Genomic DNA, 24194 nt, shown 5'->3' with positions numbered 1-24194 from the left:
GTGTTGGATCTGGATCGAAACTGGGTGCATATCTGTGTCGATATGCAATCGCTCTTCGCTGAGGAGACCGATTGGCACGCGCCATGGCTGAAGCGAATTCTTCCTGCCGTCGAGGAGCTCGTGGCGGCTTCGGCGCCCCGCACCATATTCACCCGGTTCCTGCCGCCGGAAACGGTGGAAAGCGCTGGAGGCGGTTGGCGCCGCTATTATGAACGATGGCCCGGCATGGTTCGTCGAAATCTGGCGCCGGGCCTGCTGGACCTGGTTCCGTCCCTGGCCCGCTTCGTGCCGCCGGCGCATCTTTTCGACAAGGCCATCTATTCGCCCTGGCTTTCGGGGGCGCTGCATAATGCGCTTCGCGCCCGGGGCATCACTTCCGTGGTGATCAGCGGCGGTGAAACCGATATCTGCGTTCTGGCCACGGTGATGGGGGCGATCGATCTGGGGTATCACGTCGTTCTGCCGATAGACGCGCTGTTCGGTTCGGCCGATGCGACGCATGATGCCACGCTGGAAATCTACAAGAACCGCTTCCAGACCCAGCTCACCATCGCCAGCGTCGAGGATTTGGTTCAGCTTTGGCAGGAACAAGCATCGTGACGCCAGTGTCTGCGGCAGGATGCCTGAAAATATCGGCGCAATTGAGCAGCTAATGATCTGGATATTTCCGACTCAATGTCTTGAGGGTTTCGTCGGCGCCCTGGGGGTCGACTTTGCGCAGGATCGCATCGAGCTTCGCCTCGGAGCGGTCTTCGCTATCCTTCGATTGCGGCGAGCCCACCTGAAGCAGGATCGAGAGGCCCACCACCTGCCATAACAATTGCAGGAATTCCGATTGCCAGTTCTCAAGGGTGTCCCGGAGCATCTCGACGACATAGCCGCCGACCTGTATCGGTGCGTGATGCATGGCCTGCTCGTCGACATAGGCGAACCAGCCGAACAGCCAATGCCCGACAAGACTGATGCCGAAAAAGCCCAGCGTGACCCAGGCGAAGCCATATTTGCGCATCGGTGACATGGTTCTATTCCCTTTGGTTGTGCATCCAGGTCCAGGCAAGTGCGCTCCAAGCACCCAGCCGCACCAGTTCGCCCTGCTGGATGAACTCTCCAGTCGTTATCGGCGTACCGGTCACGACGCAGGCGAGATCGGCGGGGAAATCGCTGGCGTTGAGCGCCATGATCAGAATGCCAGCCTCAAACACACACAGGCGAAATTCAGTGGCCGAACTGCCCAGGTGGGGCCCGAACAAAGCTTTCATGATGTCGTTCCGATGCGATGCCCGGAACAACGAATGGGAGGTGACGGGCGTTCCGCAGCGGCAATTTTTGGCCGGGGTTCGAGGGTTAGGGATCGACAAATCCCAGCACGAAGAGTTCCAGCGTGTCCTCCGAAACCGGCGCGGTAAAATTGAACGTTACTTCGCGCACCGATTCGGCGGGCACATAGTCGAGGACGGCATGGCGGGGCAGGGGGTCGCCAGCCAGGATGCCGGCGATTTCCACTTCGGCGGCGGTGGCGTGGCCGACATTGCGCACTTCGATCACCACGCCATATGCCTGTGCGTGATTGACAATGCGGACCACTTGCAGGCTCAGCAATGGCTCGCCGCCGGACTTGGTGATCCCTTCAAAGACCAGGAATCCCGCAAGGCCCAGGACGATCAGGCCCGACAAGCCGCCCAGGACCCATTCCACGGCATGGACCTTGCCGTTATTGTTGCTTTTCGTGGTTGCGTCGGGGGTCGACATTGGCGCTCCTACAGGATGAGCCTGGCGGCGGCGGCGCCGATTGCGGCGGGAAAGCCCAATACGATGATGGCGGCGACGATCTGGTGGAGCGACATGCCATCCAGCCGGGAAAAAGTCCAAAGCGCGTAAAGTGCGATGGCAAGGCCCATAACATAGCCGACCAGTGTGAAGCGCAGCAGCGGTTGCCATATCGGGGTGCCTTGAGGCAGGGCGCCGCTGCCCTTGAACTCCACGGCGTAAACGAAGCCATGCATGACGAGAATGGAGACGACGACCAGCAGCAGGCTGTGCCAGGGAGTCATGCGATAGGCGATCACCATGGTCTCGTCGGTCGGGGCAATGTTGAGACTGAGAAAGAGGGCGCCTACGGCCATCACGCCCAGTTCCCCTCGATACCCCTCTTCCGGACCATCTTCATCGCGGTCCTGGCCAAGCTGACTTCGCGCCAGCAGGGCGCCCAGGGCGGCGGGTACGGCCTGAAGCACGAGCTTTCCGACAAGCTCCGACAGGGACATGCCGGGACCGGTGATCGCGAGCAGCAGCATGATGGCGCCGCTGGCCAGGATGCCGACGCCATAGGCGACGCCGACATCGCGGAGATCGTCCTGCCAGCCCTCGGTGCGCTCGAAGCCGGAATAGTGAGAAAGGAACATGAGCACCGGGACGCTGGCAAGCAATAGCAGCAGCAGCCGCCAGCGATTCATGGTGAAGCCCAGTTCCCACATTTCCATGGTCATGATCATGGGAAGGGAAAAGATCAGGGCGCCGCCAAAGGCGCGTCCCAGATCAACCGCCAGGGGGCGCAGCGACGAATCTGAAACCTCGCTCATGCGTCACCGGGATTGTGCCGAAAGCGATCGAGATGAGGACGGGCCGTTCATTTGCCCGCCCCGCCGGTTTTCCCGTCATGGGCCGGCTTCGTTGGCGCCTTGCCGCTATGGGTTTGGGGATTGACCTTCTGGACCGTGTCAGGCGGCGGCCTGGCGCCGCCGGGCCGGGCCTGATCGTGATAATGTTCTTCATCTTCCGAATGAGGGTCGTTGAGGCTGACTGGTTCGCTTGGGCCGGGCATTTGATGGCTCCTCAATTGCCTAGCCTGAACGCCTATCCTCCGGCTTTGGCTCCCTGTTGCGGTTCAGGTCAGGCTTTGCCCGGATCGATAAGCGGGATGCCGCTCTCCGGATCCAGGCGCTTGCGCAAATAGCTCGGCGACTCGGTCAGGATAATTTCGAGGGTAGGGCGCACGATGCCTCTCTGAAGATGTCCGGCAAGAGCCGAGCCATTATGCAATCCCAACACCGCGTGGGCGTGTACTGCCGGTTCGCCATCCGGCCCCAGCACGACATCGCCGGTAAAACTCGCGACTTCGACCTGCGCATCGACAGGAATGGCGCGATATTGTTTGGTCTCCCAGTCGAAATAGGCCAGTTCAGCGCGTTCGAAAGCGCCGATGGCGGTGAAGCCGGCCGCCGAGAGCTGTTCCGCCTGGGCGAAGGATTTCAGGCTGGCCATCGCTTCGTCGCCGCTGGCCAGAACGATGGCATAAGTCTTTTGCCCATCGGCCTCGTGGATAAGCTTGCTCTGCATGATTGGTCCTATTCCGATCCGCGCTCGGATGCTTTTTCAAGTTCGGCCACTTCCCGCTCCAGCCGCTTCCGCGGATCGCCGACAGGCTCCGGCGGCGTCGCCGCCTCCTTCAGCGCCTGGGCCAGGACCTGCTTCATCTGGTCCGGCCCGGCGGCGTAATGCTGGTCCACCAGCGTCTTTGCCGCCAGTTCGAAATTGGTGCCCATGATGCTCCTCCACTTTCCGCCTTGAAGCTCAACGCGCGGGCGGGAACAGAGTTTCGTCGGCAATGGCCCGATGATATCGCCAAGGGTCGACCGATGCCCCTATGTCGCCAGCCAGATCGCGGCGACGACGAGGGCAAGGGCGACGATCATGCCGATATAGAGCGCCATTCCGCCCCAGCGATCGCCCGGATCGTGAGCGACATCGCGCCTTTCGGACGGAAAACGGGTAGATACCCCGCCTGCTTCCGCGTCGGTCTCCAGCGGCGCGGCGGCGGGATCGGGAAAGGCCACCTTGTCGCCGGTCCTGCCGGCATCGATATCGTCCCGAAGCTGTTCGCCGGTGATTTTTTCGGCCATGGCTTCACCTAGGCGATGCCCTTGCCACCGGTGACCCCGAAGACCTCGCCGGTGATGAAGCTGCCTTCCTGGGAGGCGAGCAGCACATAGATCGGCGCCAGTTCGACGGGCTGTCCGGGGCGGCCGAAGGCGCTGTTCTGCCCGAAGGTCTCGACTTTCTCGGGAAATTGTCCGCCGCTGGGCTGAAGGACGGTCCAGAAGGGGCCGGGGGCGACCGCGTTGACCCGGATGCCCTTTTCGATCAATTGCTCGGCCAGGGCCTTGGTATAGGCGACGATCCCCGCCTTGGTGGTGGCGTAGTCGAGCAGGTGGGCCGAGGGCTCATAGGCCTGGATGGACGCGGTGGTGATAACCGAAGCGCCCGGCGGAAGATGTGGCACGGCGGCCCTGGCAAGCCAATGCAGCGCATAAAGGTTGGTCTTGAGCGTCTTGTCGAAATCGGCGCTGCTGACGTCTTCCACCGACTCGCGGGCCTGTTGGCGCCCGGCGTTGATGACGAGGATATCCAGGCCGCCCAATTGGTCCACCGCATCGGCGATGATGCGCTTGCAGGTGGCCTCGTCCGAGACATCCCCGGGCAGGGCGATGCCCTTGGTCCCGGCCTTGTCGATATATCCGATCACCTCATTGGCATCGTCCGCTTCGACGGCCAGGAAATTGATCGCGACATCGGCGCCTTCCCGGGCAAAGGCGATGGCCGCCGCCCGCCCGATGCCGGAATCGCCGCCGGTGATGAGCGCCTTGCGGCCCAATAGCCGGCCGAATCCGGCATAGCTTTCCTCGCCATGGTCCGGTGGCGGTTCCATCTTTCCCACCAGGCCTGGGCGTGGCTGGGTCTGACGCGGGAAAGGCGGCGCCGGATATTGATATCGGGGATCCTGCATGGTGAAACGGTCTGTCATCGCGGCCTCCTTGCGCTGCGAAAGCCAATGCCGCAGGCCGGACAAGCGTTCCCTCCGCGCTTCACCGAGCGCCGATCACTTCTTAAAAAAGCGAGCTATTCTTCGTCCGGATAATGTCCCTTGGTCTGCCCGACCAGGCGCGCCAGCGCGGAGAACGAGGCCAGTTCGCCATTTTGCGCTTCGCTGTTCGCCAGTCTCAGCAGGCGGGCCGGAAAGGCCAGGGCGTCCCGGCTGGCCGGGTTCAGGTCTTCCATCGACCTCTCTTCGCCTAAAGCTGCCTGTTCGGCGCGCGACAGGGCCAGGTCGAGCTCTTCCCGGGTCAGCACACCCTTGCTGACCAGACCTTCGAAAATGCCGGCGAGGACGATATAAAGCCCCTGAAGCTGCAGGTTCGACACGTTCATTGCACTTCTCCTTCGGCTGACACAGGCGCATTATCGGCGCGATAGCGGGCTAAAAGGGGGCGGTCAGCGTCCGACAAACATTTCGGGTTTGCCGACGCTGCGCAACACCTGACCTGCGGAAGTGCGGATGCGTCAGACGGTTTGGTGGAAGTGGCGGCTGACCGCGGCGAAAAGTTCGAGATCGGCCATGGAATCCTCGAGGCTGGTCTTGTTAGGGGTGCCGTTTTGCACGCTGTCGAGGAAGGCATTGAGCTCAATGCGGAAGGGATCTTCGTAGATCGGGCCGATGATTTCGGTGCCGGTTTCCGTGGCCGACGAGGTGGTAATTTCGAGGCGTGTCGGGAGGTTACGGATATAGGGGGTATCGTAATTCATCTTGAAATGCTGGGTCTGGGTCAGCACTTCGATGCCGGCGTCGAAGCGGGAGACGTCGTCGATGACGGCCTCGTAGAGGGCGGTGAAATGGCCGTAATCGAAGAGGGCGATGACGGTTTCGCCATGGTGCTGATGGGCATAGCGCACCCCTTGGGGCGGCCCCAGGAGATCGCGCATGGCCGAGAAGCTGTGCGAGGCCAGGCCGGTCAGAACCTGATAGGCGCGCAGGGCGTCGGGAGGGCAATCCTCGCCCATGACGGAGCGCAGCATGGCTTGCGTTTTGGCCCGGCCTTCGGCGATGAGCTCGGGCGAAATATCGTTTGGCTTGAAGATGTTACGGGTCTGCGCGACGAAGAAGGGCGCTTCGCGGATGATGTCGCGGATGCGGACATGGCGGATGGTTTCAAGCGGCGGCAGGCGCTGCTTGAGTTCGAGGAATGCGCGGGAGAAGCGGCGCATATAGCCGACGAAAACCACCTGTCCGGGCCGGCGCGGCATGGCCAGGATCGGCGCGAGCTGGCCGGCGGTGAGGCAGGCGGGCTTTTCGATGAAGACGTGTTTTCCCGAGCGAATGGCTGCTTCCAGCAGCTCGGCATGCAGGTGGTCCGGCGTCAGGATGAAAACCGCATCCACACCCGGATCGGTTAACAGACTGTTAGCATTTGGGTGTAGCTTGCCGACGCCATAACGCACCGCGACGTAGTTGAGGAGACTGGGCGACACATCGCTGATCGCGGCGATGGAAAAACGCTTGTCGTCGGCGAGCAATGGCAGGTGCATGAGCTGGGCGACTTCGCCCAGACCGATCAGGCCGACCTTGAGGGGAGCGGTCATGAATTGATCCCGTTCATATAAGCGAGGTTGCGGGCAGCGAGCTGCAGCGGGGTCTCGGCGGCATTGGCGGCGACGTCCTGCTCGACCACGATGGGGCCGGAGAAGCTGCGGTCGGCGAGCAGGCGCATGATCGCCTGGATATCGACGGCGCCATCGGGCAGGGGGCACATGACGCCGGCGCCGTAGGAGGCGGCAATCGACAGCTCGCCCGAGAGCACGCGGGCGCGGACTTTCGGATCGACATTTTTCAGATGCATATAGGCGATGCGGGAAAAGACCTTGTCCATATAGGCGAGGGGGTCCTGATCCCAGAAGGCGTGATGGCCAGTGTCGAAACAGAGGTCGATTTCGGTTTCGGCCAAGAGGCGATCGATCTGCGCTTCCTTTTCGACGGCGGTGCCGACATGAGGGTGGAAGCTGAGCTTGAGCCCATATTCGCCTTCGACCAGTTTCTGGGCCTCGCGGACCATGGTGACCAGGCCGCTCCAGCCGGCGGCGTCGAGCACGCCTTCTCTTCCTTCGGGATAGAAATTGCTTTCATCCATGATGACGAGGTGGCCGGCGTCGAGCGAGACGAGAAGTTTCGAGAGGTCCCTTAGCGTCGTCATGAAGGCGGGGGCGGAGCCGGCATCGCCCAAAGTGTGGACATGGGTGGCGCCGATCAGCGTCAGGTCGCGCCCGGCCAGCTCGTCCTTGAGCAGGGCGGCGTCTTTGGGCAGGAAGCCGAAGGGGCCAAGCTCGGTACCGCGATAGCCGGCCTGGGCCACCTCATCGAGATATTGCTGCCAGGAATAGGAATTGCCATTGGGATAATTGATGCCCCAGGAACAGGGCGCGTTGGCGATGAGCATTTGGGTCACTCGTTCTGTTCCCCTTCCCTTTGAGGGGAGGGGTTAGGGATAGGGCTGCTGCGGGTTTTGTTCAGAGCGGCATTGGAGGATGCTCCGACACCCCCATTCTCGATCTCGCCCCTCCAGGGGGAGGGAGGCGAAGGAGCCGCACCCGCAGCAAAAGCCTGATTAGCCGCGCACATAGATCGGATTGCTCAATGCGCGGCGGACGGGTTGTTCGGCCAAATCGGCACCCTGGAGTTGCCAGGGGAGGTCGCGGCCGTCGAGGGCGGCGGTGAATTGGGCGATGAGATCGCTGCGGCTGGCCTTGGCGATGATTTCGGCGCGGAGGAATTTTTGCGGGTCGACCGGGATGGTAGCCTGCCAGTCGTCGCTGTCGATCTCCAGCGTGGCGACGGGCCCGGTGGCGTCGATCAGGACAAGCTGGTCGCCCGGCGCGCCGTGCACGATCACGGTGACTTCCGGAAGCGCAGATAGCGTGTCGCCCATGACGGCGTTGCCGACGTGGATTTCCAGATGCGGGCCGGTGGGGCTTTCGGTGATGTAGCCATGGCCGGATTTCATGGCGGCGAGAATGGCGTCCTCGGACAGTTCGGGCAGCCAGAGCATGGTGGTGGGGCGGGCGAGGACCAGCGGACCTTCAGGCAGGACCCGGTCGGGCTGGTGATAATCGGAGCCGCCGATGGCCGAGAGCTTCATGCCGGCGGCGAGGCGCTGCTGATAGCGCTCCAGCGAGACCCAGTTCCAGGCCAGCCAGGTGGATTGCCAGACCTCCTGGCAATCGGCGACGGGGAAATCGTAATCCCAGGGAATGGTGGGCTTGTCGTGGTTGATGGAGAGCAGGCCGCCTTTGTCATGCACCAGCTTTTCCAGCACATGGGCGTCGGAGGGCCGGGTCATGCGGAAGTCGATCCAGTCATCGACGCCATAGACATTGGCATGGCCGATGGCGGTGGTGACTTCCATGGCGCGGACGAAGACCAGATCGGGCGATGAATTGGGATGGAAATAGCGGCGCTGGGTAATGGTGTTGTGGTCGGCCACGGCGAGGAAATCGAGGCCGGCCTGCCTCGCGGCTTCATGCAGCAATTCGGGGGCACCGCGGGCGTCGGAATGATAGGTGTGGCAATGCAGGTCGCCCTTGTACCAGCCGGCTTTCTGGCGCACGGGCCAGGTGCGGGCGGGCTGGGGGGCGAGGGCGCGGGGGGCGGCGTCGAGCGTGATGGTGACGATCGCCTCGGCGCCGGCTTCGGGGACTTTGTAGAGCCCGAGAATGACGTTCCAGGTGCCGGGCTGGATGTCGCCATGGATATAGCCGGGCGTGGCGTCATCCGTGGCGATGAAAAAGCTATCGCGAGCGCCGCCGCTCCAGCCGCGAAAACCGTCCGGGGTGGGATAGCCCGCATCGCGCGGGTCGAAGGCGCCGAGGTCGATGACACAATCCTCGGCCTTTGGATAGGCGAGGGCGACGTCGATGCGGGTCGTGCCCTCAGGCACGGTGAAGGGGATGTAGAAATAGGGGTTCGCTGACTGGTCGGCGCGGGTGATGCGGGTGGTGATTTTGGTCATGACGGGAACAATCGGTCCGTCGCCTCCCTCCTCCTTGGGGGGAGGGAACGAGGGTGGGGGTGCTGCGGGTTGAGGGCGCTTAAAAGCTCATTCGGATTCGAGGATGGGCCGGCACCCCCACCCCTAACCCTTCCCCTCAAGGGGGAGGGGGAGGCGCTGCCTGTGGTGTGGCGGAGGGCAGGCAAATCACTCCCCCGCCGCCGGGATGCGCATGCCGGCGCTGTCGAACAGGTGGACGTGTTCGGCGGTGAAGCTGAGGGTGACATTGTCGCCGAGATCGAGATGGTCGTCGGTGAAGATGCGGGCGGTGACGCGGGCGCCTTCGCCGCGATCGACGGTGACGAGGCTTTCGGGGCCCATATTCTCGTTGGCGAAGAGCGGGGCGGTGATGGTGTTGGCGGCGTCGGGCGCGGCGATGTGGAGATGTTCGGGGCGGACGCCGAGGGTGAGCTTGCTGCCGGCGGACAGGGCCTTGCCGATGGCGTCGGCCATGGGCAGGGCGGCGATGGTGAGGCCATCGGCCTGGAGCTGGAGCTGGCCGTCGCCCTGCCTGCCTTCGACCTCGACCAGGTTCATCGGCGGGTTGCCGACGAAATTGGCGACGAAGGTGGTGGTGGGGCGGCGATAGATTTCGATGGGCGAGGCATATTGCACGATGCGGCCGTGATCCATGACGGCGATGCGGGTGGCCAGCGCCATGGCCTCGGCCTGGTCATGGGTGACGTAAACGGCGGTCATGCCCATGTCGCGCTGCAAATGGTTGAGGAAGCCACGGGCTTCGAGACGCAGCTTGGCGTCGAGATTGGAAAGCGGCTCGTCGAACAGATAGACCCTTGCCGGATAGACCAGAGCGCGGGCCAGCGAGGTGCGCTGCTGCTGGCCGCCGGAAATCTGGCTGGGCAGGCGGTCCATCAGATGGCCGATCTTGAGCACGTCGGCCACTTCCCTGGCGCGGCCATGGCGCTTTTCGACGGGCTCTCCGCGCACCTTGAGCGGATACGCGATATTGTCGGCCAGGTTCATATGCGGATAGAGCGCATAATCCTGGAACACCATGGCGATGTTGCGATCCTTGGGATGGAGATGGGTCACCTCCTCGCCGCCGATGAGAATCCGGCCCGAGGTCGGGGTTTCGAGGCCGGCCATCATGCGCAGCGAGGTGGTCTTGCCGCAGCCCGAGGGGCCGAGCAGGCAGACGAATTCCCCGTCGCCGATATCGAAGCTGACATCGCTGACGGCCTTGAACTCGCCGAAGCTCTTTGTGACGTTCTTGAATTCAACAGATGCCATGGATTTACGCCTTGATGCCGCCGAAGAACCGGAAGCCGAACCTCCAGCTGACGAAGAGATAGAGTGCCACGACGGGCAGCGAATAGATGAGCGAATAGGCCGCCAAGAGCGTCACGACCGGGGTGCCGGCCTCCGAATAGAAGGAATAGATGGCGACGGCGGCCGGCATGTTGGCGCTGGAGCGCAGCAGGATGAAGGGGATGAGGAAGCTGCCCCAGATATTGACGAAGCTCCAGACGACGATGACGACGATGCCGGGGCGGATGACCGGCAGGGCGACATCGAAAAAGGCCTGGACCGGCGAAGCGCCGGCCACCATGGCGCTTTCCTCGTAGGATTTGGGAATGCCGTCGATGAAATCGCGCAGGATGAACATGGCCGTGGGCAGGAGACCGCCGGCAAAGGTGAGGATGACCGCCAGATGCGTGTCCATCAGGCCCATCGAGGACACGATGAGAAAGATCGGCACCATGGCGGCCGAGCCCGAGACCACCGAGGAAAAGAGCAAGAGGATATAGGTGACGGCGCCCTTGCCGGGGATGGAGGAGCGGGAGAGGGCATAGGCGGCGAGCGTGGCCGCCGCGCCGACGAGAATGACCCCGCCCACGGCCTGGATGAAGCTGTTCCACAAGGCCTGCATGGCAAAGGAATTGCCGAAGACGGTCATGAAATTGGCGAGCGTCCAGGGATCGGGCAGGGCCAGGCCCAATTCGGCGCGGGCATTGAAGGGCGCGAACAGGAACCAGAGCAGCGGCAGCGCGAAGATGATGCCGATAATGGTGGCCAGGGCCGAGAAGGCGATGCGTCCGAACAGGGCGGGGAAGGTCAGCTTCATGGCATTGTCCTCAGGTCTTCGGCGCTTTTTTCTTGCGGCCTATGCTCAGATAGACCAGTGCGAAGGCCAGATTGATCAGCATCATGATGACGCCGACGGCAGCGCCCTTGCCGAACTGGAAGTCCTGGAAGGCGACGCGGTAATTGTAGATGGAGACCAGTTCGGTCCGGTAGCTCGGCCCGCCATTGGTGAGCAGGAAGGGGGTGAAGGTGTTGAAGGTCCACATGGTGATGAGGATCAGGTCGGTGACGATATGGCCGCGAATGAGCGGCAGGCCGATATCGCGGAATTTCTGCCAGGAGGAAGCGCCGGCCACGTCCGCCGCCTGGAAATAGGAGGGCGGAATGGAGGAGAAGGCCGAATTGAACAGCATCATCGAAAAGGCGGCGCCGCGCCAGGTATTGAAGACGACGATGACCCAGAAGGGGGAATCGAGCAGGTAGTCCCCGGGCGGGAAGCCGATGCTGGTCAGGATCATGTTGAGGGTGCCGGCATCGCGGTCGAGAAAGGCGAACCAGGCAAAGCCGATGACCACTTCGGGCAGGATCCAGGCGGCGATGACGAAGGTTTCGGTGATGCGCTTGACGGTCGGCGGCACGGTCTGGATCAGCCAGGCGAGCAGCAGGCCGAGCAGCGCCTGGCCGATCAGCGCCGAAGCCAGCACGAACTGGGTGGTCAGGATCAGCGAGAAGCCGAACTGGCCGCGCTGGAAGAAGGTCGCCGGATCGAACAGCGCCAGATAATTGGCGAGACCGACGAATTCGGGATTGAGGGCGGTGCGGCCGAGCAGGGTGCGGTTGGTGAAGGAAACGAAGATCACCCAGAAGAACGGCACGATGACGAAAAGCGATACCAGAATGCCGGCCGGCGTGAGGAAGGCGGCGCCGGCGCGCGAGGAGAGCAGGGCGAAATTGCGGCCCTTGCGCCGGGGGGAGGTCTGGATGGTTTCGGTGGTCATGGCGGTCTCGCGGCATCCATTCCCTCCCCCTTGCGGGGAGGGGCCGGGGGAGAGGGTCGCGCGGCTCCTGCCGAACGATCCGAGCTTGCACGATCACCCGCTCCCCAGCCCTCCCCGCAGGGGGGAGGGGCGAGGGAGCCGGCAATGCTGTGCTTGACAAAGGTGCCCGGCACCCCGAAGGGCGCCGGGCGGCCGAGGGAGCTCTAGAGCAGGCTGACCGTGTTTTCTTCACCGACGATGGCGATGACGGCGCTCTTGTACTGGGCCATGGCCTCTTCGGGCGAGAGTTCGCCGGAAACCACGGCTTCGGTCATGCGCTGGATTTCCTGGCTGACCGAATTGTAATTGGCGTCGTTGGGACGCGCCGTGGTCAGCGGCAGCAGTGCCTGGCTGGTTTCGGTCAGGAAGGGCGAATCTGGGATCGGCACGTCCGAACGCGAACGAATGCCCGGCTGGTAATCCTGGAAGGCGGTCATCTGTTCCTGGCTCATCATGAAGGCGAGGAACTGCCAGGCTTCCTGCGGGCTGTCGGTGTTCGGGTTGATCACATAGCCGGTGCCGCCGGAAACCGAGACGAAGTCCTGGCCGTTCCAGCCGGCGCCCGGCTCCTGGGCCGGCATCTTCTTCCAGTCCATGACATTGTCGCGGTCGGCAACCTCGAATTCGGCGCCCGGCGAGGTGACCGCGCGATAGAACCAGTCGCCCTCGACCAGCATGGCGGTCTTGCCATCGCGGAAATTGGCGAAGGAGCGGTTGCGGCCATCGGCCAGCAGCTGGGCGCGCTGGTCGCCCAGGCCTTCATCGACATAGACGGTCTTGTAGAGGTCGAGGGTGTCGAGAATGCCTTTGCTCTCGACGATATATTTGCCTTCGGCGTCGGTGACGCCTTCGCCGGTGCCCAGGAGAGCCATCCAATAGCCCTGCATGGTGGTGGCTTCGCCCATGGCGACGCCGGCATTGAGCTGGAACGGGGCTTCGACGCCGGATTCCTTGAGCTTGCGGGCAGCGTCGAGCACGTCGTCCCAGGAGGAGGGCTGCCAGGAGGCGGCGTCGATGCCGGCCTGGTCGAGCAGGTCGGTGCGCACGAAGAGCATGCGCACATCGGTGCCCAGGCCCACGCCATAGGTCTCGCCCTCATAGGAGAGGATGGAGCGGATGCCAGGGGAGATATGCTCCCAGCCTTCCCAATTGGCGTAGTCGTCGCCGACCAGCTCGTCGAGCGACTTGAGCAGGCCGCCTTCGGCGAAGGAGGGAATGAGGAAGCCGTCGAAACCGGTAATGTCCGGGCCGGCGCCGGTGGAGAAATCGAGCGCCAGCTGCTGGGTGAGCTGGGCGTCTTCGCCGCCGAACTGGTTGAGGGTGACGCTGATATCCGGATTGGCCGCTTCGAAAGCCGGAATGACGCTCTCTTCGAGCCATTCGGCGGTAGCGGAGTTCACGCCGCCGATGACGCAGCGGCAGGTGATGTCGAGATCAACGGCAAAAGCGGGCGTGGCGAGCGCCGTGGCGCCGACAAGACCAAGCGCAAGGCTGCGCAGACGATTGCTCATGGCAATACCTCCCTGTGGATGGCTCCGAATTCTCCGGTAGCCGGTTTGGCCCGCATCGATCCACTCAGGCGGATGATATAGGCCCGATCAGGTTGAACACGTTTTCACTTTCTGTCAATGCGGAGAATTCGCCTGTTAAAAAGTGGCGCGGGGAAGCGCCGGGCGAAAGTGTCGGCTTTCTGCGACGTTCTCATGACAATTCGAATTGAATTTGCCCACGCTTGTCCCGGGCGCTACCTTGACAGTGCCGGTGCGCCGCGCCAGAAAATGAACACGTTTTCATCCCGACGGATGATGGGAGGGACATTTGTCCGATCAGCAGCTGCCCAATGGGCGGGCGACGGCGGAAATGGTCGCCGCACGCGCCAAGGTTTCGCGGGTGGCCGTGTCGCGCGCCTTCAATCCGGGTGCGTCCCTCAAGCCGGAAAAGCGCGAGCTGATCCTGCGCATCGCCCAGGAACTGAATTACACGCCGGACCGCGCCGCAAGGGCGCTGGTGAGCGGGCGCAGCCATTTGATCGGCGTCATCGTGCCGGATGTGTGCAGCCATTGGGAAAGCCAGGAAATCGATGCCCTGACCACGGCCTTGCAGGCCGAGGGCTTTGCGACGCTGCTGTTCAAGACCCGCACCGATTACAGCATGGACGAGAAGCTGCTGGCCTATATGCGCGGCTTCAATCCGGATTCGGTGATCGCCTTCGTCGAGAACGTCAAGCCGGCGACGCTGGTGCGGTTTCTCGACCGGGCCGTGCCGATCTATGTGCATTATCCCCATCCCGACGAAGTGCCGCCGGCGGCCGAGCCGCTTTATGACCGGCTCAATGTCTTGCAGCGCAACGGCATCGAGCAGGCGGTGGCGCTGTTGCAGGGCTATGGCGCGCAACGGATCGCCTATGTCTCCGGCCTCGACAAATCCCGCGCCAATACGGCGCGCGAGAAGATGCTGCGCTCGGTGATGGCGGCGCGCGACCTGCCGCCGCCTATCGTGGTGGCCGGCGATTTCAGCTATGACATGGCCTATGCGGCCACGCTCGACCTGTTTCGGCTGCATGGCGGCGCTGATGCCATTTTCGCCGCCAATGACGTGGGCGCGTTCGGCGTGCTCGATGCGCTGCGGCACGAACTGGGCCTGCGCGTGCCGGAAGACGTCAAGGTGGTCGGCTTCGACGACATCGCCCAGTCGCATTGGAAAAGCTACAATCTCACCACGGTGAAATTCGACCTGGACGAGCGCGTCAGGGCGCTGGTGCGGCTGATCCTGCGACGCCTCAGCGATCCCGGCATGCCGGCGCTGGAAGAAACCCTCAATACCCGCCTGGTCGTGCGCAGCACGGTGGGCTGACCGGAACATTCATGACGACACCTCTCATCCACCTGGTCTTCAAGACCCATCTCGATATCGGGTTCACCGACCATGCCGGGCCCGTGCGCCGGCAATATCATGACCAGTTCATTCCGCAGGCCATCGCCACGGGCGCGCATTTCTTCAATGAAAATCCCGACGCGCCGGCCTTTGTCTGGACCACCGGCGCCTGGCTGATCTGGGACCATCTCAATTCGCAGGCCCCCGAAAAGGTGCGGCTGCTGGAACAGGCGATCGAGCGCGGGCTGATCGCCTGGCATGGATTGCCGTTCACCACCCATACCGAGCTGATGAGCCCGGCCCTGTTCCGCGCCGGCCTCTCCTATGCGAGCGAGCTCGACAAAAGGTTCGGGAAACGGACCGTCGCCGCCAAGATGACCGATGTGCCGGGCCATACGCTGGGCATGGTGCCGCTGCTGGCCGAGGCGGGCATAAACTTCCTGCATCTGGGGGTGAACACGGCCAGCCCGGTGCCCGATGTGCCGCCGATCTTCCGTTGGCAGGCGCCTTCGGGCGAGGAAGTGGTGGTGATGTATCAAGGCTCCTATGGGGCCACCGACTTTCCGGCCGGCAAGGATATCGGCCTCAGCTTCGCCCATACCAATGACAATATCGGGCCGCAAAGCGTGGCGCAGACGGTGGAGGTGTTGCGCCATATCCACCATGAATTTCCCGAGACGGAAATCCGCGCCTCGACGCTCGATGCCTTCGGCGCCGAAATGTGGGCGCGGCGCGAGAGCTTCCCGGTGGTGACCCAGGAAATCGGCGATAGCTGGATCCACGGCACCGGCAGCGATCCGGAAAAGCTGGCGCGCTATCGGGCGCTGTCGCGGCTCCATACCGGCTGGGCCGGGACGCTGACGCCGGAACGGCTGGCTTTCGGGCGCGGCCTGGCGCTGGTGGCCGAACATACCTGGGGCGTCGATATCAAGACCTATCTGCGCGACGAGACCGCCTGGGACCGGGCGGATTTCGAGGCGGCGCGCCGAACCGATTACCGCTTTGCCTATGCCGAGCAATCCTGGGCCGAGCAGCGGGCCTATATCGAGACGGCGCTGGCGGCTTTGGGGCCGGCGGATCGGGCGGAAGCCGATGCGGCATTGGCGGCGTTGGTCGTGGCGCCGGAAGCCGCGCCCGTAGCCGGCACGACGCTGCGCGATGGCGGCTGGACGGCGGAACTCGATGCGGCGAGCGGCGATATCGTGCGGCTGAGCTCGCCGGGCGGGCGTGTGCTGGAAGGGATGGGCGGCAGCCTGATCGGCTATCGCCACGAAAGCTATGACTGGGCCGAATTGCAGCGCCACCTCGACACCTATCTGCAACACCGGCAGGAATGGGCGGTTCTCGACCATGACAAGCCGGGACTGGCCACGGCGAAGACGGCGCGGACTGCATGTTTCGCGCCGCTGCATCTGGGGGTGGATGGCTCCGGGCGGGTGGCGTCGGGCCAGATGCCGGAAGAAGCGCAAGCGCAATTGGGCGCGCCGCGCCGCGTCGATATCGCCATTCGCGGCCTGGATGAAAACCGGCTCGAACTGATGCTGGTGCTGCGCGACAAGCCGGCCAATCGCATGCCGGAAGCGGGGTTCCTGAACCTGACGCCGGCGGGCGGCGAGGGCTGGGAATTGCGCAAGCTGGGCCTGTGGAACCGGGGCGACAACGTGGTGCGCCGCGGCGGCGGGCAATTGCAGGCGGTCGAGGCGGTGCGGAACGGGCAGGTGACCATGACGCCGCTGGACAGCGCCCTGGCGATGCCGGCGGCAGCGCCGTTCATGCCGTTCCAGCCGGAAATCCCCGATTTCGGGGCGGGGCTGAGGTTCAACCTCTACAATAATAAATGGGGCACCAATTTCCCCATGTGGTGGGAGGGGAGCGCGGTGTTCCGGTTTGTGGTGGAGCTGGGGTAGGTCCTCAAGACCAGGGCTATCGTCTATGGCTCGTCACCCTCGCGCTCGACGCGAGGGCTCTTGCGGCAGCTTCCATAAACAAGGACCTTCGCGTCGAGCGCGAGGGTGACGAGCGATGATCGGGCCAAGCTCATGGCCGCTCGGTCCATATGCGATGCCCTCCCCTCAAGGGGGAGGGGAATGCAGGAGCCGATGCTTTGCCGGTGGGACGGGCCGTGCTCAGCGAAATGCCGGGATCACGTGGCGGCCGTAATTGGCGATGACTTCTTCCTCGTCGCCCGAGTCGAGATAGATGTTGAACTGGGTGATGCCGGCGGCTTCGAGATCGCGGACCTTGGCGATGTGCTCGTCGGGCTCGCCCAGCACGCAGAAGCTTTCCACCACATCGTCGGTGATGAAGTCGAGATAGGGATTATCGGCCTGGCCGTGCTTGGAATAGTCGTAGCCGCGGCGCTTTTCGATATAGGAGGTGAGGCTGGCGGGCACCTTGTCGCTGTCGGCGCCGTATTTCTCGACGATGTCGGCGACGTGGTTGCCGACCATGGCCGGGAACCATTTCACATGTTCGATGGCGCGCTTCTTGTCGCCGAAATAGGCGGGGGCGGCGGCCATGGAGCGGAAATTGGCCATGTCCTTGCCCGCCGCCTTGCCGGCTTCGATACATTGGTCGGTGAACCATTTGCACAGGCCCGGATCGGCGATCTGCAAGACGACGCCATCGGCGTGTTCGCCGGCGGTCTTGAGCGCCAGCGGGCCATAGGCGGCGATCCAGCTGGGCATGTCGTGGCCGATGGCCCAGGGGAATTTCACCGCGGCGGGGATGTCGCCATAGCTGACTTCCTCGCCGCGCACCATGGCCTTGGTCTTGTCGATGAATTCGGCGACGCGCTTGAGGGTGGCCGGCTTCTTGCCCATGACGCGCATGGAACTGTCGCCGCGCCCCACGGCGAGATCGAAGCGGCCGCCCGACTGCTTGGAGAGCGAGCCGAAAATGGAGGCGGCGACCGACCAGTCGCGCACATCGGGATTGGTCACCAGCGGGCCGAAGCGCATATCGGTGGTGTGTTCCATGCACATGGCGATGGCGGCGTAGCAATCGCGCCAGAGAATGTGGCTGTCATAGAACCAGCAATAGGAAAAGCCCGCATATTCGGCGGCGCGCACCAGATAGCGCGCCCGCTCGGCTTCGACGAAGCCCTTGAAGGTGATCCCGAATTCCATGATGTCCCTAAGCTCCCTTGTCGGTCTGAAATTTGACCAGTCGATCAAATTTTTGGGCGGCTGGCGCTGGATTGTCAATCGGGATTGTATGGAGACGTTGCGGCAGCGGCGTCGTCATAGACGATCAGGGGGCGGCCGGAGGCGGGATCGGGCAGCAGGCGGGCGCGGACGCCATAGACCTGGCGCAGCAGGGCGGGCGTCAGCACTTCGGCGGGCGGGCCTGCGGCGGCGAGCCTGCCAGCATGCAGGACCAGCAGATGATCGCAATAGCGGGCGGCGAGATTGAGGTCGTGCAGGGCCAGCAGCACAATAGTGCCGGCGGCGGCCTTGCGGCGCAGCAGGGCCAGCAATTGCAATTGGGCGCTGATGTCGAGATGGCTGGTGGGCTCGTCGAGCAGGAGCAGGCGCGGCTGCTGGGCCAGGGCGCGGGCGATATGCACCCGCTGCTGCTCGCCGCCGGAAAGGGTGTCGAAACGGCGATGGGCAAAGGCCGCCATGCCGGTATCCTCGAGCGCTGCGGCGATGATGGCCCGGTCTTCCGGCGCGCCGGCTGTGGCAAAAGCCGATTGGAACGGGATGCGGCCCAGGGCGACCACGTCCCGGACGGTGAGGCGTTCCTCGGTATTGGCGGATTGCTCGACATAGGCGAGCAGGCGCGCCCGGTCGCGGCGCTTCATCCCGGGCAGGTCGGCGCCGGCAAAGCGCGCCGTGCCCGACGAGAGGACGAGCCCGAGCAGGGCGGTCAGCAGGGTGGATTTTCCCGCGCCATTGGGGCCGATAAGTCCGGTCACGGCACCGGACGGGGCGGTGAAGGAAATGGCCGAGAGGATGGCTTTGCCGCCCCGGGCGACGGAAAGATCGTCGATATCGAGGCTCATGTGATCCGCCGATAGCGCAGGAGGACGAAGAGGAAGACCGGCGCGCCGATCAGGGCGGTGATGATGCCGACGGGCAATTCGCGCGGATCGAACAGGGTGCGGGCAGCGGTGTCGGTCCATAGCATGAAGATGGCGCCAACCAGCATGGCATGGGGCAGCAATCGGCGGTGGCGCGAGCCGGTGGCGAGGCGCACCGCATGGGGCACGACCAAGCCGACAAAGCCGATGGCGCCGCCAATGGCCACCATGATGCCGGTGAGCAAAGCCGTGGCGCCGAGCAGGGTCCAGCGCAGCCGCGGCACGTCGATGCCGAGGGCGACGGCGGCATTGTCGCCGAAGGCGAAGGCGTCGAGCGCCCGGCCGGACAGGAGGATGACGGGGGCGCAGAGCGCCAGGGCGGCGAGGACGAGGCCGGCATCGGACCAGACCGCGCCGGAGAGCGAGCCCATCAGCCAGGAGAGGATTTCGCGATAGGAATCGCCGGTGGCCGACCAGAAGATCAGATAGGAGGTGGCGGCCGAGGCGAGGGCGGAAATGCAGATGCCAGCGAGAATGGCGCGGGAGGGCGTGGCGCCGCCAAGCAGGCCGGCGATGAGCAGGGCCAGGGCCAGCGCGCCGAGGCTGCCGAGAAAGGCGCCGAGCGGCATGAGCAGGGCGAAGCCGCCGAGAAGAAAGAGCACAGCGCCGAGCGCGGCGCCGGAGGAGAGGCCGAGCAGATAGGGATCGGCCAGGGGATTGCGGGTCAGGGCCTGCATGATGGTGCCGGCGAGAGCCAGGCCGGCGCCGACGCCGAGGGCGGTGAGGACGCGGGGCAGGCGCAATTCCCAGACAATGGCGTCGCGCAGGCGGGAGACCGGGCTTTCGGGAATGAGGCCAAGATGGTGGAGAATGACCGACCAGACCTCCTGCGGGGTGATGTCGGCCGGGCCGAAGGCGACAGCGGCGGTGGCGCTGACGACGAGCAGGACGACGAGGGCGGGGAGGGAGAGGCGGCTCAAGGCGAGGTTGCCAGACTTGGCCGCGGCGTCATTCCCGCTTGCGCGGGGGTGACACCGAGAAAAAATACGGCAGCAGCGGGCGCGAAATGGACAAAGCTCATTGGGCGGGCCCGCTCATTCCGCGAAATCCAGCCTCGCCAATTGCGCCGCCATGTCGGCAGTGGCCGGGACGTTGCGTATGCCGGCTTCGGCGGCCGGGAACGGAATGATCAGGTAGCGCTGGTGGATCACCGCGTCCAATTGGCTGGTGATGGGATTTTCGGCCAGCAGAAGCTTTTTCTGTTCGGCCGAATTCCAGACGGCGTCGACCAGCACGATGATGTCGGGATTGGCGTCGACAATGGCCTCCCAACTGGCCGAGGTCCAGCCATCGTCGACATCGGCATAGATATTGGCGAGGCCCAAAGCCTGCATGATCATGGCGGGGGCATTGTTGCCGGCGCCGACATAGGGCGTCTTGATGCCGGAGGAATACCAGAGGGCGGTGAGGCCGCGCCGGTCGGCGTCGATGTCGTCGAGCACGGCCTGCTGTTCGGCGATGAGGGCATTGGCGGTGTCCTCGATGTCGAAAATCCGGCCCATTTCGGCGATCTCGGCGAACAGGGCCTCGAAGGTCAGCCTGGGCGGCTGGACGCTGCGGCAGGCGGGGGGGGCGACATAGGTGGCGACGCCCAAACGCGCCAGCGTGGAGCGCTCGCCCGCGCCATCGGCGGCGAAATTGCTCTCCCAGCCGCCATAGATGAAATCGGGCTCGGCTTCGAGCGCGACTTCCTGGCTGGGCAGCTTTTCGGAAAGCACTGGCAGGTCGGTAGCGAGGTGCTCGGGCAGGGGGCCATCCTGGAAACCCACACCGACGATATTATCGCCCAGGCCGAGCGAGAGCAGCAATTCGGTGGCGGTGGATTTGATGGTGACGACGCGCCGGGGGGCGGCGGGAAAGGTGACGGCGACGCCGCAATTGTCGAGCGTCAGGGGATAGGTGGTGGCGGCCTGGGCGGGGAGAGCGAGCGCCAGAAGCGCGCCCAACATGGCCATGCGCATGGTGTCATTGCCGCGAAAGCGGGAACCTCCGTTTCTCTGGGCAAATGCGGTTGGTAACCATCTTGGTGCGCGCATCATCATTCCTGACGCTGCCTGGTCTTGTTCTTCATCTCCGCCAGCGCCGCTTCGTAGCCGAGGCGATAGGCCTCGGCGCTGCCGAAGCGGAACATGTCGTCGTCGCCGGTGCGGGTGAGGCTGCGGGCGCCGGGAGCGTCGAGATCGCGGACGAAGCGGGCGAGGCCGCGCACCACGGCGACGGGAATGCCGGTGGTCTTGCCCTTGACCAGATCGGCGGCGCCGGCGATCTCGTCGGCGATCACCGCCTGGGTGACGTGCAGGGGCCGGCCATTGGCGTCGTCGGCGCCGCGCAGATCGTCGGTCAATTGCAGGCCGGCGGCGCCGATGGCCATGTCGGTCTGGCCGACGCGCCAGGCCCGGCCGATCGTGTCGGTGATGATGAGGCCGATATCGACGCCGAGCTTGTCCCGCAGGCCGGCGCAGAGGGCACGGGCCGAGGCGTCGGGATCGGCGGGCAGGCGCAGGGCCATGCCTTCGGGGACATTGGACATGTCGATGCCGGCGGCGGCCATGACCAGGCCCTGGCGGGTCTCGACGATACGGAAGGTGCCGCCGGGATGCACGCGTTCGGCGACGACGCGCACCGTATCGGCGGCGATGGCCTGTTCGCGCTCGGCGGCGGGCACCTGCATGCCCTCGGATTTGCTGACGATCTTGGAGGTGATGACGAGGATGTCGCCGGATCGGAGGGTAAGGTCGGGATCGGCGGCGGCCTGCGCCTGGATGGCGGTAGCAATCAGGGCGACGAGATCGTCACCGGCAGCGATTTCGGGCAGGCCGGGAATGCCCCAGACGGCGAGACGGGGAATCATGGCTGGAGGCTCCTGCGCCTCCCTCCCCCTTGAGGGGAGGGATCGAGAATGGGGGTGTCGGAGCAACGGCGAAACTGCCGATTATGTAGAAACCGCAGCACCCCCACCCCGGCCCTCCCCTCAAGGGGGAGGGGGCGAAGGAGCCTGTCGTGCCGCTTAAAGCCAGCCTTGGAATGCGCGAAATATGCATTCGTTTGCAAGGGAGGATGTTTGTGCATTTTCACCCCACCGATTTCTTCAGCCGTGGCAAGATCTCCTTGGCGTAAAGCCCGATAAACCGGCTCTGATCGGTTCCGGGGGCGTGGAAGACCAGGTGGTCGAAGCCATAGTCGATATAGGTCTGGATGGCCGCGACATGCTCGTCGGGGTCGGAGGAGACGATCCAGCGCTTGGCGACGCGCTCGATGGGCAGGGCCTCGGCGAGGCGTTCCATTTCCTCGGGGTCCTGCACCGAATGCTTTTCCTCGGCGGAAAGGGAGAGGGCGGCCCAGTTGCGGGTGTCCTCTAGGGCGCGGTCGGGATCGGTGTCGAAGGAGACCTTCACCTCGATCATGCGCTCGAAAGGCTTGCCGGCCAGTTCGCTTTCGGCGCGCCCGGCTTCGACATTGGGCAGCAATTGCTCGGTATAGAGTTCGGCGCCCTTGCCGGAGGTGCAGATGAAGCCATCGCCGGCGCGGCCGGCATATCTGGCATTGAGCGGGCCGCCGGCGGCGATGTAGATCGGCACGGGCTCGGCGGGCTTGTCGTAGATGGTGGCGTTGACGGTCCGGTAATATTCACCCTCGAAGGAGACACGATCCTCGCGCCAGAGCTGGCGGATGAGCTTGACCGCTTCGCGCAGGCGGGCGGAGCGCTCCTTGAGCTCGGGCCAGGCCATGCCGGTGGCGGGCACTTCGTTGAGCGATTCGCCGGTGCCGACGCCGAGGATGACGCGGCCGGGAAACATGGCGCCCATGGTGCCGAAGGCGTGGGCGGTCACGGTGGGATGCAGGCGGAAGGTCGGCGTCAGCACCGAAGTGCCGAGGACGATCTTTTCGGTGCGGGCCAGGACCGCCGACATCCAGCCCGGCGCGAAAGGCGCGTGGCCGTCGGTGTGCTTCCAGGGCTGGAAATGGTCGGAGACGAAAACGGAATCGAAGCCGGCCTGTTCGGCCTCAACCGCGAAGCGCAGGAGGTCGTTGGGGCCGAATTGCTCTGACGATGCCTTATAGCCGAACCGCATGGTTTTCCCTCCCGAGCGTCGACGGTTTATTTTTTTGATCGTTTGGTCAAAAAACATCGATAGTCAAGCGGCTTCATGTTAGAGGGGCAGCATGACAAGACCATAAGCGGATAGAGATTATCCCCTGACGATCAACGGGCCAATTGCATGAAAGTCATTTTTGACACCGATCCCGGCATCGACGATGCCATGGCGCTGCTCTATCTCAGCAAGCTGCCGGAAATCGAACTGCTGGGCATTACCAGCGTGGTGGGCAATGCCGATATCGCCGCGGTGACGCGCAATGCGCTGTTCCTGCGCCAGCAATTCGGCCTCACCGCGCCGGTTATAGCCGGGGCGGGGCAGACGCTGGATGGCGTCGTCAAGGCCGAGCCGGCGATCGTGCATGGTCATAACGGGCTGGGCGATATCGTCATTCCGGCCGTGGATGAAACCGGTTTGCAGCCGGGCGCGGCCAGCCGCTTCATCATCGACACGCTCAGGGCGCATCCGGGCGAGGTGACCATCATCGCGGTGGGACGCATGACCAATCTGGCGCTGGCGCTGCGCGAGGCTCCGGACGTGGCCGGGCTGGCCAAGCAGGTCGTCATCATGGGCGGCGCCTTCGGCTATCAGGGGCGCAGTGGCAATGTCACCCCGCTGGCCGAGGCCAATATCCATGGCGATCCGGTGGCGGCGGACGAGATATTCGCGGCGGAATGGCCGGTCGTGGCGGTGGGGCTGGACGTGACCCACGATATCATCCTCGACACAGAATATCTTGCGGTCCTCGCCGACGAGGCCGGCGCCAATGGCGAATTGCTGCGCCAGATGTGCGGGCATTATGCCAGGTTCTACAATGAGGTCATGGGCCTGTCCGGCGTGGTCGGGCACGATCTGCTGGCGGTGACCTATGCGCTGCATCCCGAATGGTTCGAAACGCGGCGCGGGCCGGTGGTGGTCATTCGCGAGGGCCTGGCCGTGGGGCAGACGGCGCAGATGCCGGAAAGCCGCAAGGGCGGCCATCCCCTCTGGGCCGGACGGCCGAGCCAGACGATCTGCACCGGCGTCGACAGCGCCAGGGTGCTGGAGCATTACCGGCGGACGGTGGGACGGAACTGAGCGCAGCAGACGCGGCGGGCCTGGTCCAAGCCATTGAGGATTAACGGCATTGTTCCGGGCGGGACGATGCCGTTTTTCGTGCGCATAAAGCCACTTTACATATAAT

At 64.1% G+C, this 24194-nt stretch carries 27 protein-coding genes; 4 read left to right on the top strand and 23 right to left on the bottom strand.

The annotated features are described in order from the left end of the window. Complete coding sequence (locus O9Z70_RS11035; RefSeq protein ID WP_353057795.1) at positions 1-600, top strand: cysteine hydrolase family protein; 600 nt, start codon at positions 1-3, stop codon at positions 598-600. A 49-nt stretch (positions 601-649) separates the two neighbouring features. Here the strand turns inward: O9Z70_RS11035 and O9Z70_RS11030 are convergent, their stop codons facing one another. From O9Z70_RS11030 to O9Z70_RS10950, 17 genes are all read right to left on the bottom strand, one after another. Then, the gene (locus tag O9Z70_RS11030; protein WP_286018871.1) at positions 650-1018 is read right to left on the bottom strand and encodes a DUF6766 family protein; all 369 of its coding nucleotides are present in this window, start codon (positions 1016-1018) and stop codon (positions 650-652) included. A gap of 4 nt (positions 1019-1022) precedes the next feature. After that, positions 1023-1259, bottom strand: coding sequence for a hypothetical protein (locus O9Z70_RS11025; RefSeq protein WP_286018870.1), 237 nt, complete (start codon positions 1257-1259; stop codon positions 1023-1025). Between the two features lie 85 nt (positions 1260-1344). Then, positions 1345-1749 (bottom strand): hypothetical protein, encoded by a 405-nt coding sequence (locus O9Z70_RS11020; protein ID WP_286018869.1) that lies wholly within the window; start codon positions 1747-1749, stop codon positions 1345-1347. Between the two features lie 8 nt (positions 1750-1757). Then, on the bottom strand, positions 1758-2579 hold the full coding sequence (locus tag O9Z70_RS11015; protein WP_286018868.1) for a TIGR02587 family membrane protein: 822 nt from the start codon (positions 2577-2579) through the stop codon (positions 1758-1760). 47 nt (positions 2580-2626) lie between these two features. Further along, positions 2627-2821, bottom strand: coding sequence for a hypothetical protein (locus O9Z70_RS11010; protein ID WP_286018867.1), 195 nt, complete (start codon positions 2819-2821; stop codon positions 2627-2629). 68 nt (positions 2822-2889) lie between these two features. Next, the gene (locus O9Z70_RS11005) at positions 2890-3336 is read right to left on the bottom strand and encodes a PPC domain-containing DNA-binding protein (protein WP_286018866.1); all 447 of its coding nucleotides are present in this window, start codon (positions 3334-3336) and stop codon (positions 2890-2892) included. Positions 3337-3344: 8 nt separating this feature from the next. After that, entirely contained in the window at positions 3345-3542 is a 198-nt protein-coding gene (locus O9Z70_RS11000) for a hypothetical protein (RefSeq protein ID WP_286018865.1), read from the bottom strand. A 99-nt stretch (positions 3543-3641) separates the two neighbouring features. After that, a complete protein-coding gene (locus O9Z70_RS10995) occupies positions 3642-3899 on the bottom strand; it encodes a hypothetical protein (RefSeq protein ID WP_286018864.1) in 258 nt (85 codons plus the stop codon). A gap of 8 nt (positions 3900-3907) precedes the next feature. Continuing rightward, positions 3908-4801 carry an SDR family oxidoreductase gene (locus tag O9Z70_RS10990; RefSeq protein ID WP_286018863.1) on the bottom strand — a complete coding sequence of 298 codons (894 nt, stop codon included), beginning with the start codon at positions 4799-4801 and terminating at the stop codon, positions 3908-3910. A 95-nt stretch (positions 4802-4896) separates the two neighbouring features. Continuing rightward, positions 4897-5205: a hypothetical protein gene (locus tag O9Z70_RS10985; RefSeq protein ID WP_286018862.1), complete on the bottom strand. Its 309-nt coding sequence runs from the start codon at positions 5203-5205 to the stop codon at positions 4897-4899. Positions 5206-5337: 132 nt separating this feature from the next. Continuing rightward, positions 5338-6414: a Gfo/Idh/MocA family protein gene (locus tag O9Z70_RS10980; RefSeq protein WP_286018861.1), complete on the bottom strand. Its 1077-nt coding sequence runs from the start codon at positions 6412-6414 to the stop codon at positions 5338-5340. Next, positions 6411-7265 (bottom strand): sugar phosphate isomerase/epimerase family protein, encoded by an 855-nt coding sequence (locus O9Z70_RS10975; RefSeq protein ID WP_286021996.1) that lies wholly within the window; start codon positions 7263-7265, stop codon positions 6411-6413. Before O9Z70_RS10975 ends, O9Z70_RS10980 begins: the two co-directional genes overlap by 4 nt. 168 nt (positions 7266-7433) lie before the next feature. After that, on the bottom strand, positions 7434-8834 hold the full coding sequence (locus O9Z70_RS10970; RefSeq protein WP_286018860.1) for a CehA/McbA family metallohydrolase: 1401 nt from the start codon (positions 8832-8834) through the stop codon (positions 7434-7436). 186 nt (positions 8835-9020) lie between these two features. Further along, positions 9021-10124, bottom strand: coding sequence for an ABC transporter ATP-binding protein (locus O9Z70_RS10965; protein WP_286018859.1), 1104 nt, complete (start codon positions 10122-10124; stop codon positions 9021-9023). A gap of 4 nt (positions 10125-10128) precedes the next feature. Further along, complete coding sequence (locus O9Z70_RS10960) at positions 10129-10959, bottom strand: carbohydrate ABC transporter permease (protein WP_286018858.1); 831 nt, start codon at positions 10957-10959, stop codon at positions 10129-10131. Between the two features lie 10 nt (positions 10960-10969). After that, the gene (locus O9Z70_RS10955; protein WP_286018857.1) at positions 10970-11917 is read right to left on the bottom strand and encodes a carbohydrate ABC transporter permease; all 948 of its coding nucleotides are present in this window, start codon (positions 11915-11917) and stop codon (positions 10970-10972) included. Positions 11918-12120: 203 nt separating this feature from the next. Next, the gene (locus tag O9Z70_RS10950) at positions 12121-13467 is read right to left on the bottom strand and encodes an extracellular solute-binding protein (protein ID WP_286018856.1); all 1347 of its coding nucleotides are present in this window, start codon (positions 13465-13467) and stop codon (positions 12121-12123) included. A 307-nt stretch (positions 13468-13774) separates the two neighbouring features. Here O9Z70_RS10950 and O9Z70_RS10945 point away from each other — a divergent pair, with 307 nt between their 5' ends. Together O9Z70_RS10945 and O9Z70_RS10940 are read left to right on the top strand one after the other, a co-directional pair. Next, positions 13775-14809 (top strand): LacI family DNA-binding transcriptional regulator, encoded by a 1035-nt coding sequence (locus O9Z70_RS10945; RefSeq protein WP_286018855.1) that lies wholly within the window; start codon positions 13775-13777, stop codon positions 14807-14809. A gap of 11 nt (positions 14810-14820) precedes the next feature. Further along, positions 14821-16737, top strand: a complete 1917-nt coding sequence (locus O9Z70_RS10940) for a DUF5054 domain-containing protein (RefSeq protein WP_286018854.1) — start codon at positions 14821-14823, stop codon at positions 16735-16737. 219 nt (positions 16738-16956) lie between these two features. On the opposite strand, the gene O9Z70_RS10935 is transcribed toward O9Z70_RS10940, so the two are convergent. The 6 genes from O9Z70_RS10935 to fgd form a co-directional block, all read right to left on the bottom strand. Continuing rightward, on the bottom strand, positions 16957-17958 hold the full coding sequence (locus O9Z70_RS10935) for a TIGR03842 family LLM class F420-dependent oxidoreductase (RefSeq protein ID WP_286018853.1): 1002 nt from the start codon (positions 17956-17958) through the stop codon (positions 16957-16959). Between the two features lie 74 nt (positions 17959-18032). Continuing rightward, positions 18033-18836: an ABC transporter ATP-binding protein gene (locus O9Z70_RS10930; protein WP_286018852.1), complete on the bottom strand. Its 804-nt coding sequence runs from the start codon at positions 18834-18836 to the stop codon at positions 18033-18035. Further along, positions 18833-19834: a putative F420-0 ABC transporter permease subunit gene (locus tag O9Z70_RS10925; RefSeq protein ID WP_286018851.1), complete on the bottom strand. Its 1002-nt coding sequence runs from the start codon at positions 19832-19834 to the stop codon at positions 18833-18835. The genes O9Z70_RS10930 and O9Z70_RS10925 overlap by 4 nt, the downstream gene beginning before the upstream one ends. 114 nt (positions 19835-19948) lie before the next feature. After that, the gene (locus O9Z70_RS10920; protein ID WP_286018850.1) at positions 19949-20869 is read right to left on the bottom strand and encodes a putative F420-0 ABC transporter substrate-binding protein; all 921 of its coding nucleotides are present in this window, start codon (positions 20867-20869) and stop codon (positions 19949-19951) included. An 83-nt stretch (positions 20870-20952) separates the two neighbouring features. Beyond that, a complete protein-coding gene (gene cofE / locus O9Z70_RS10915) occupies positions 20953-21765 on the bottom strand; it encodes a coenzyme F420-0:L-glutamate ligase (protein ID WP_286018849.1) in 813 nt (270 codons plus the stop codon). Positions 21766-21985: 220 nt separating this feature from the next. After that, positions 21986-22987, bottom strand: a complete 1002-nt coding sequence (gene fgd / locus O9Z70_RS10910; protein ID WP_286018848.1) for a glucose-6-phosphate dehydrogenase (coenzyme-F420) — start codon at positions 22985-22987, stop codon at positions 21986-21988. A 147-nt stretch (positions 22988-23134) separates the two neighbouring features. Here fgd and O9Z70_RS10905 point away from each other — a divergent pair, with 147 nt between their 5' ends. Then, the gene (locus O9Z70_RS10905; RefSeq protein ID WP_286018847.1) at positions 23135-24088 is read left to right on the top strand and encodes a nucleoside hydrolase; all 954 of its coding nucleotides are present in this window, start codon (positions 23135-23137) and stop codon (positions 24086-24088) included. Positions 24089-24194: the final 106 nt, after the last annotated feature.

Origin of the sequence: Devosia sp. YIM 151766 (genome assembly GCF_030285925.1) — a bacterium.
Lineage (GTDB): Bacteria > Pseudomonadota > Alphaproteobacteria > Rhizobiales > Devosiaceae > Devosia.
The sequence above is the reverse complement of the archived record's forward strand: the minus strand, read 5'-3'. Positions and strand labels throughout refer to the sequence as shown.

Coding starts and splice junctions, on each gene's coding strand:
- O9Z70_RS11030 (WP_286018871.1), bottom strand. CDS start 1,018: ATGTCACCGATGCGCAAATATGGCTTCGCCTGGGTCACGCTGGGCTTT.
- O9Z70_RS11025 (WP_286018870.1), bottom strand. CDS start 1,259: ATGAAAGCTTTGTTCGGGCCCCACCTGGGCAGTTCGGCCACTGAATTT.
- O9Z70_RS11020 (WP_286018869.1), bottom strand. CDS start 1,749: ATGTCGACCCCCGACGCAACCACGAAAAGCAACAATAACGGCAAGGTC.
- O9Z70_RS11015 (WP_286018868.1), bottom strand. CDS start 2,579: ATGAGCGAGGTTTCAGATTCGTCGCTGCGCCCCCTGGCGGTTGATCTG.
- O9Z70_RS11010 (WP_286018867.1), bottom strand. CDS start 2,821: ATGCCCGGCCCAAGCGAACCAGTCAGCCTCAACGACCCTCATTCGGAA.
- O9Z70_RS11005 (WP_286018866.1), bottom strand. CDS start 3,336: ATGCAGAGCAAGCTTATCCACGAGGCCGATGGGCAAAAGACTTATGCC.
- O9Z70_RS11000 (WP_286018865.1), bottom strand. CDS start 3,542: ATGGGCACCAATTTCGAACTGGCGGCAAAGACGCTGGTGGACCAGCAT.
- O9Z70_RS10995 (WP_286018864.1), bottom strand. CDS start 3,899: ATGGCCGAAAAAATCACCGGCGAACAGCTTCGGGACGATATCGATGCC.
- O9Z70_RS10990 (WP_286018863.1), bottom strand. CDS start 4,801: ATGACAGACCGTTTCACCATGCAGGATCCCCGATATCAATATCCGGCG.
- O9Z70_RS10985 (WP_286018862.1), bottom strand. CDS start 5,205: ATGAACGTGTCGAACCTGCAGCTTCAGGGGCTTTATATCGTCCTCGCC.
- O9Z70_RS10980 (WP_286018861.1), bottom strand. CDS start 6,414: ATGACCGCTCCCCTCAAGGTCGGCCTGATCGGTCTGGGCGAAGTCGCC.
- O9Z70_RS10975 (WP_286021996.1), bottom strand. CDS start 7,265: ATGCTCATCGCCAACGCGCCCTGTTCCTGGGGCATCAATTATCCCAAT.
- O9Z70_RS10970 (WP_286018860.1), bottom strand. CDS start 8,834: ATGACCAAAATCACCACCCGCATCACCCGCGCCGACCAGTCAGCGAAC.
- O9Z70_RS10965 (WP_286018859.1), bottom strand. CDS start 10,124: ATGGCATCTGTTGAATTCAAGAACGTCACAAAGAGCTTCGGCGAGTTC.
- O9Z70_RS10960 (WP_286018858.1), bottom strand. CDS start 10,959: ATGAAGCTGACCTTCCCCGCCCTGTTCGGACGCATCGCCTTCTCGGCC.
- O9Z70_RS10955 (WP_286018857.1), bottom strand. CDS start 11,917: ATGACCACCGAAACCATCCAGACCTCCCCCCGGCGCAAGGGCCGCAAT.
- O9Z70_RS10950 (WP_286018856.1), bottom strand. CDS start 13,467: ATGAGCAATCGTCTGCGCAGCCTTGCGCTTGGTCTTGTCGGCGCCACG.
- O9Z70_RS10940 (WP_286018854.1), top strand. CDS start 14,821: ATGACGACACCTCTCATCCACCTGGTCTTCAAGACCCATCTCGATATC.
- O9Z70_RS10935 (WP_286018853.1), bottom strand. CDS start 17,958: ATGGAATTCGGGATCACCTTCAAGGGCTTCGTCGAAGCCGAGCGGGCG.
- O9Z70_RS10930 (WP_286018852.1), bottom strand. CDS start 18,836: ATGAGCCTCGATATCGACGATCTTTCCGTCGCCCGGGGCGGCAAAGCC.
- O9Z70_RS10920 (WP_286018850.1), bottom strand. CDS start 20,869: ATGGCCATGTTGGGCGCGCTTCTGGCGCTCGCTCTCCCCGCCCAGGCC.
- cofE (WP_286018849.1), bottom strand. CDS start 21,765: ATGATTCCCCGTCTCGCCGTCTGGGGCATTCCCGGCCTGCCCGAAATC.
- fgd (WP_286018848.1), bottom strand. CDS start 22,987: ATGCGGTTCGGCTATAAGGCATCGTCAGAGCAATTCGGCCCCAACGAC.
- O9Z70_RS10905 (WP_286018847.1), top strand. CDS start 23,135: ATGAAAGTCATTTTTGACACCGATCCCGGCATCGACGATGCCATGGCG.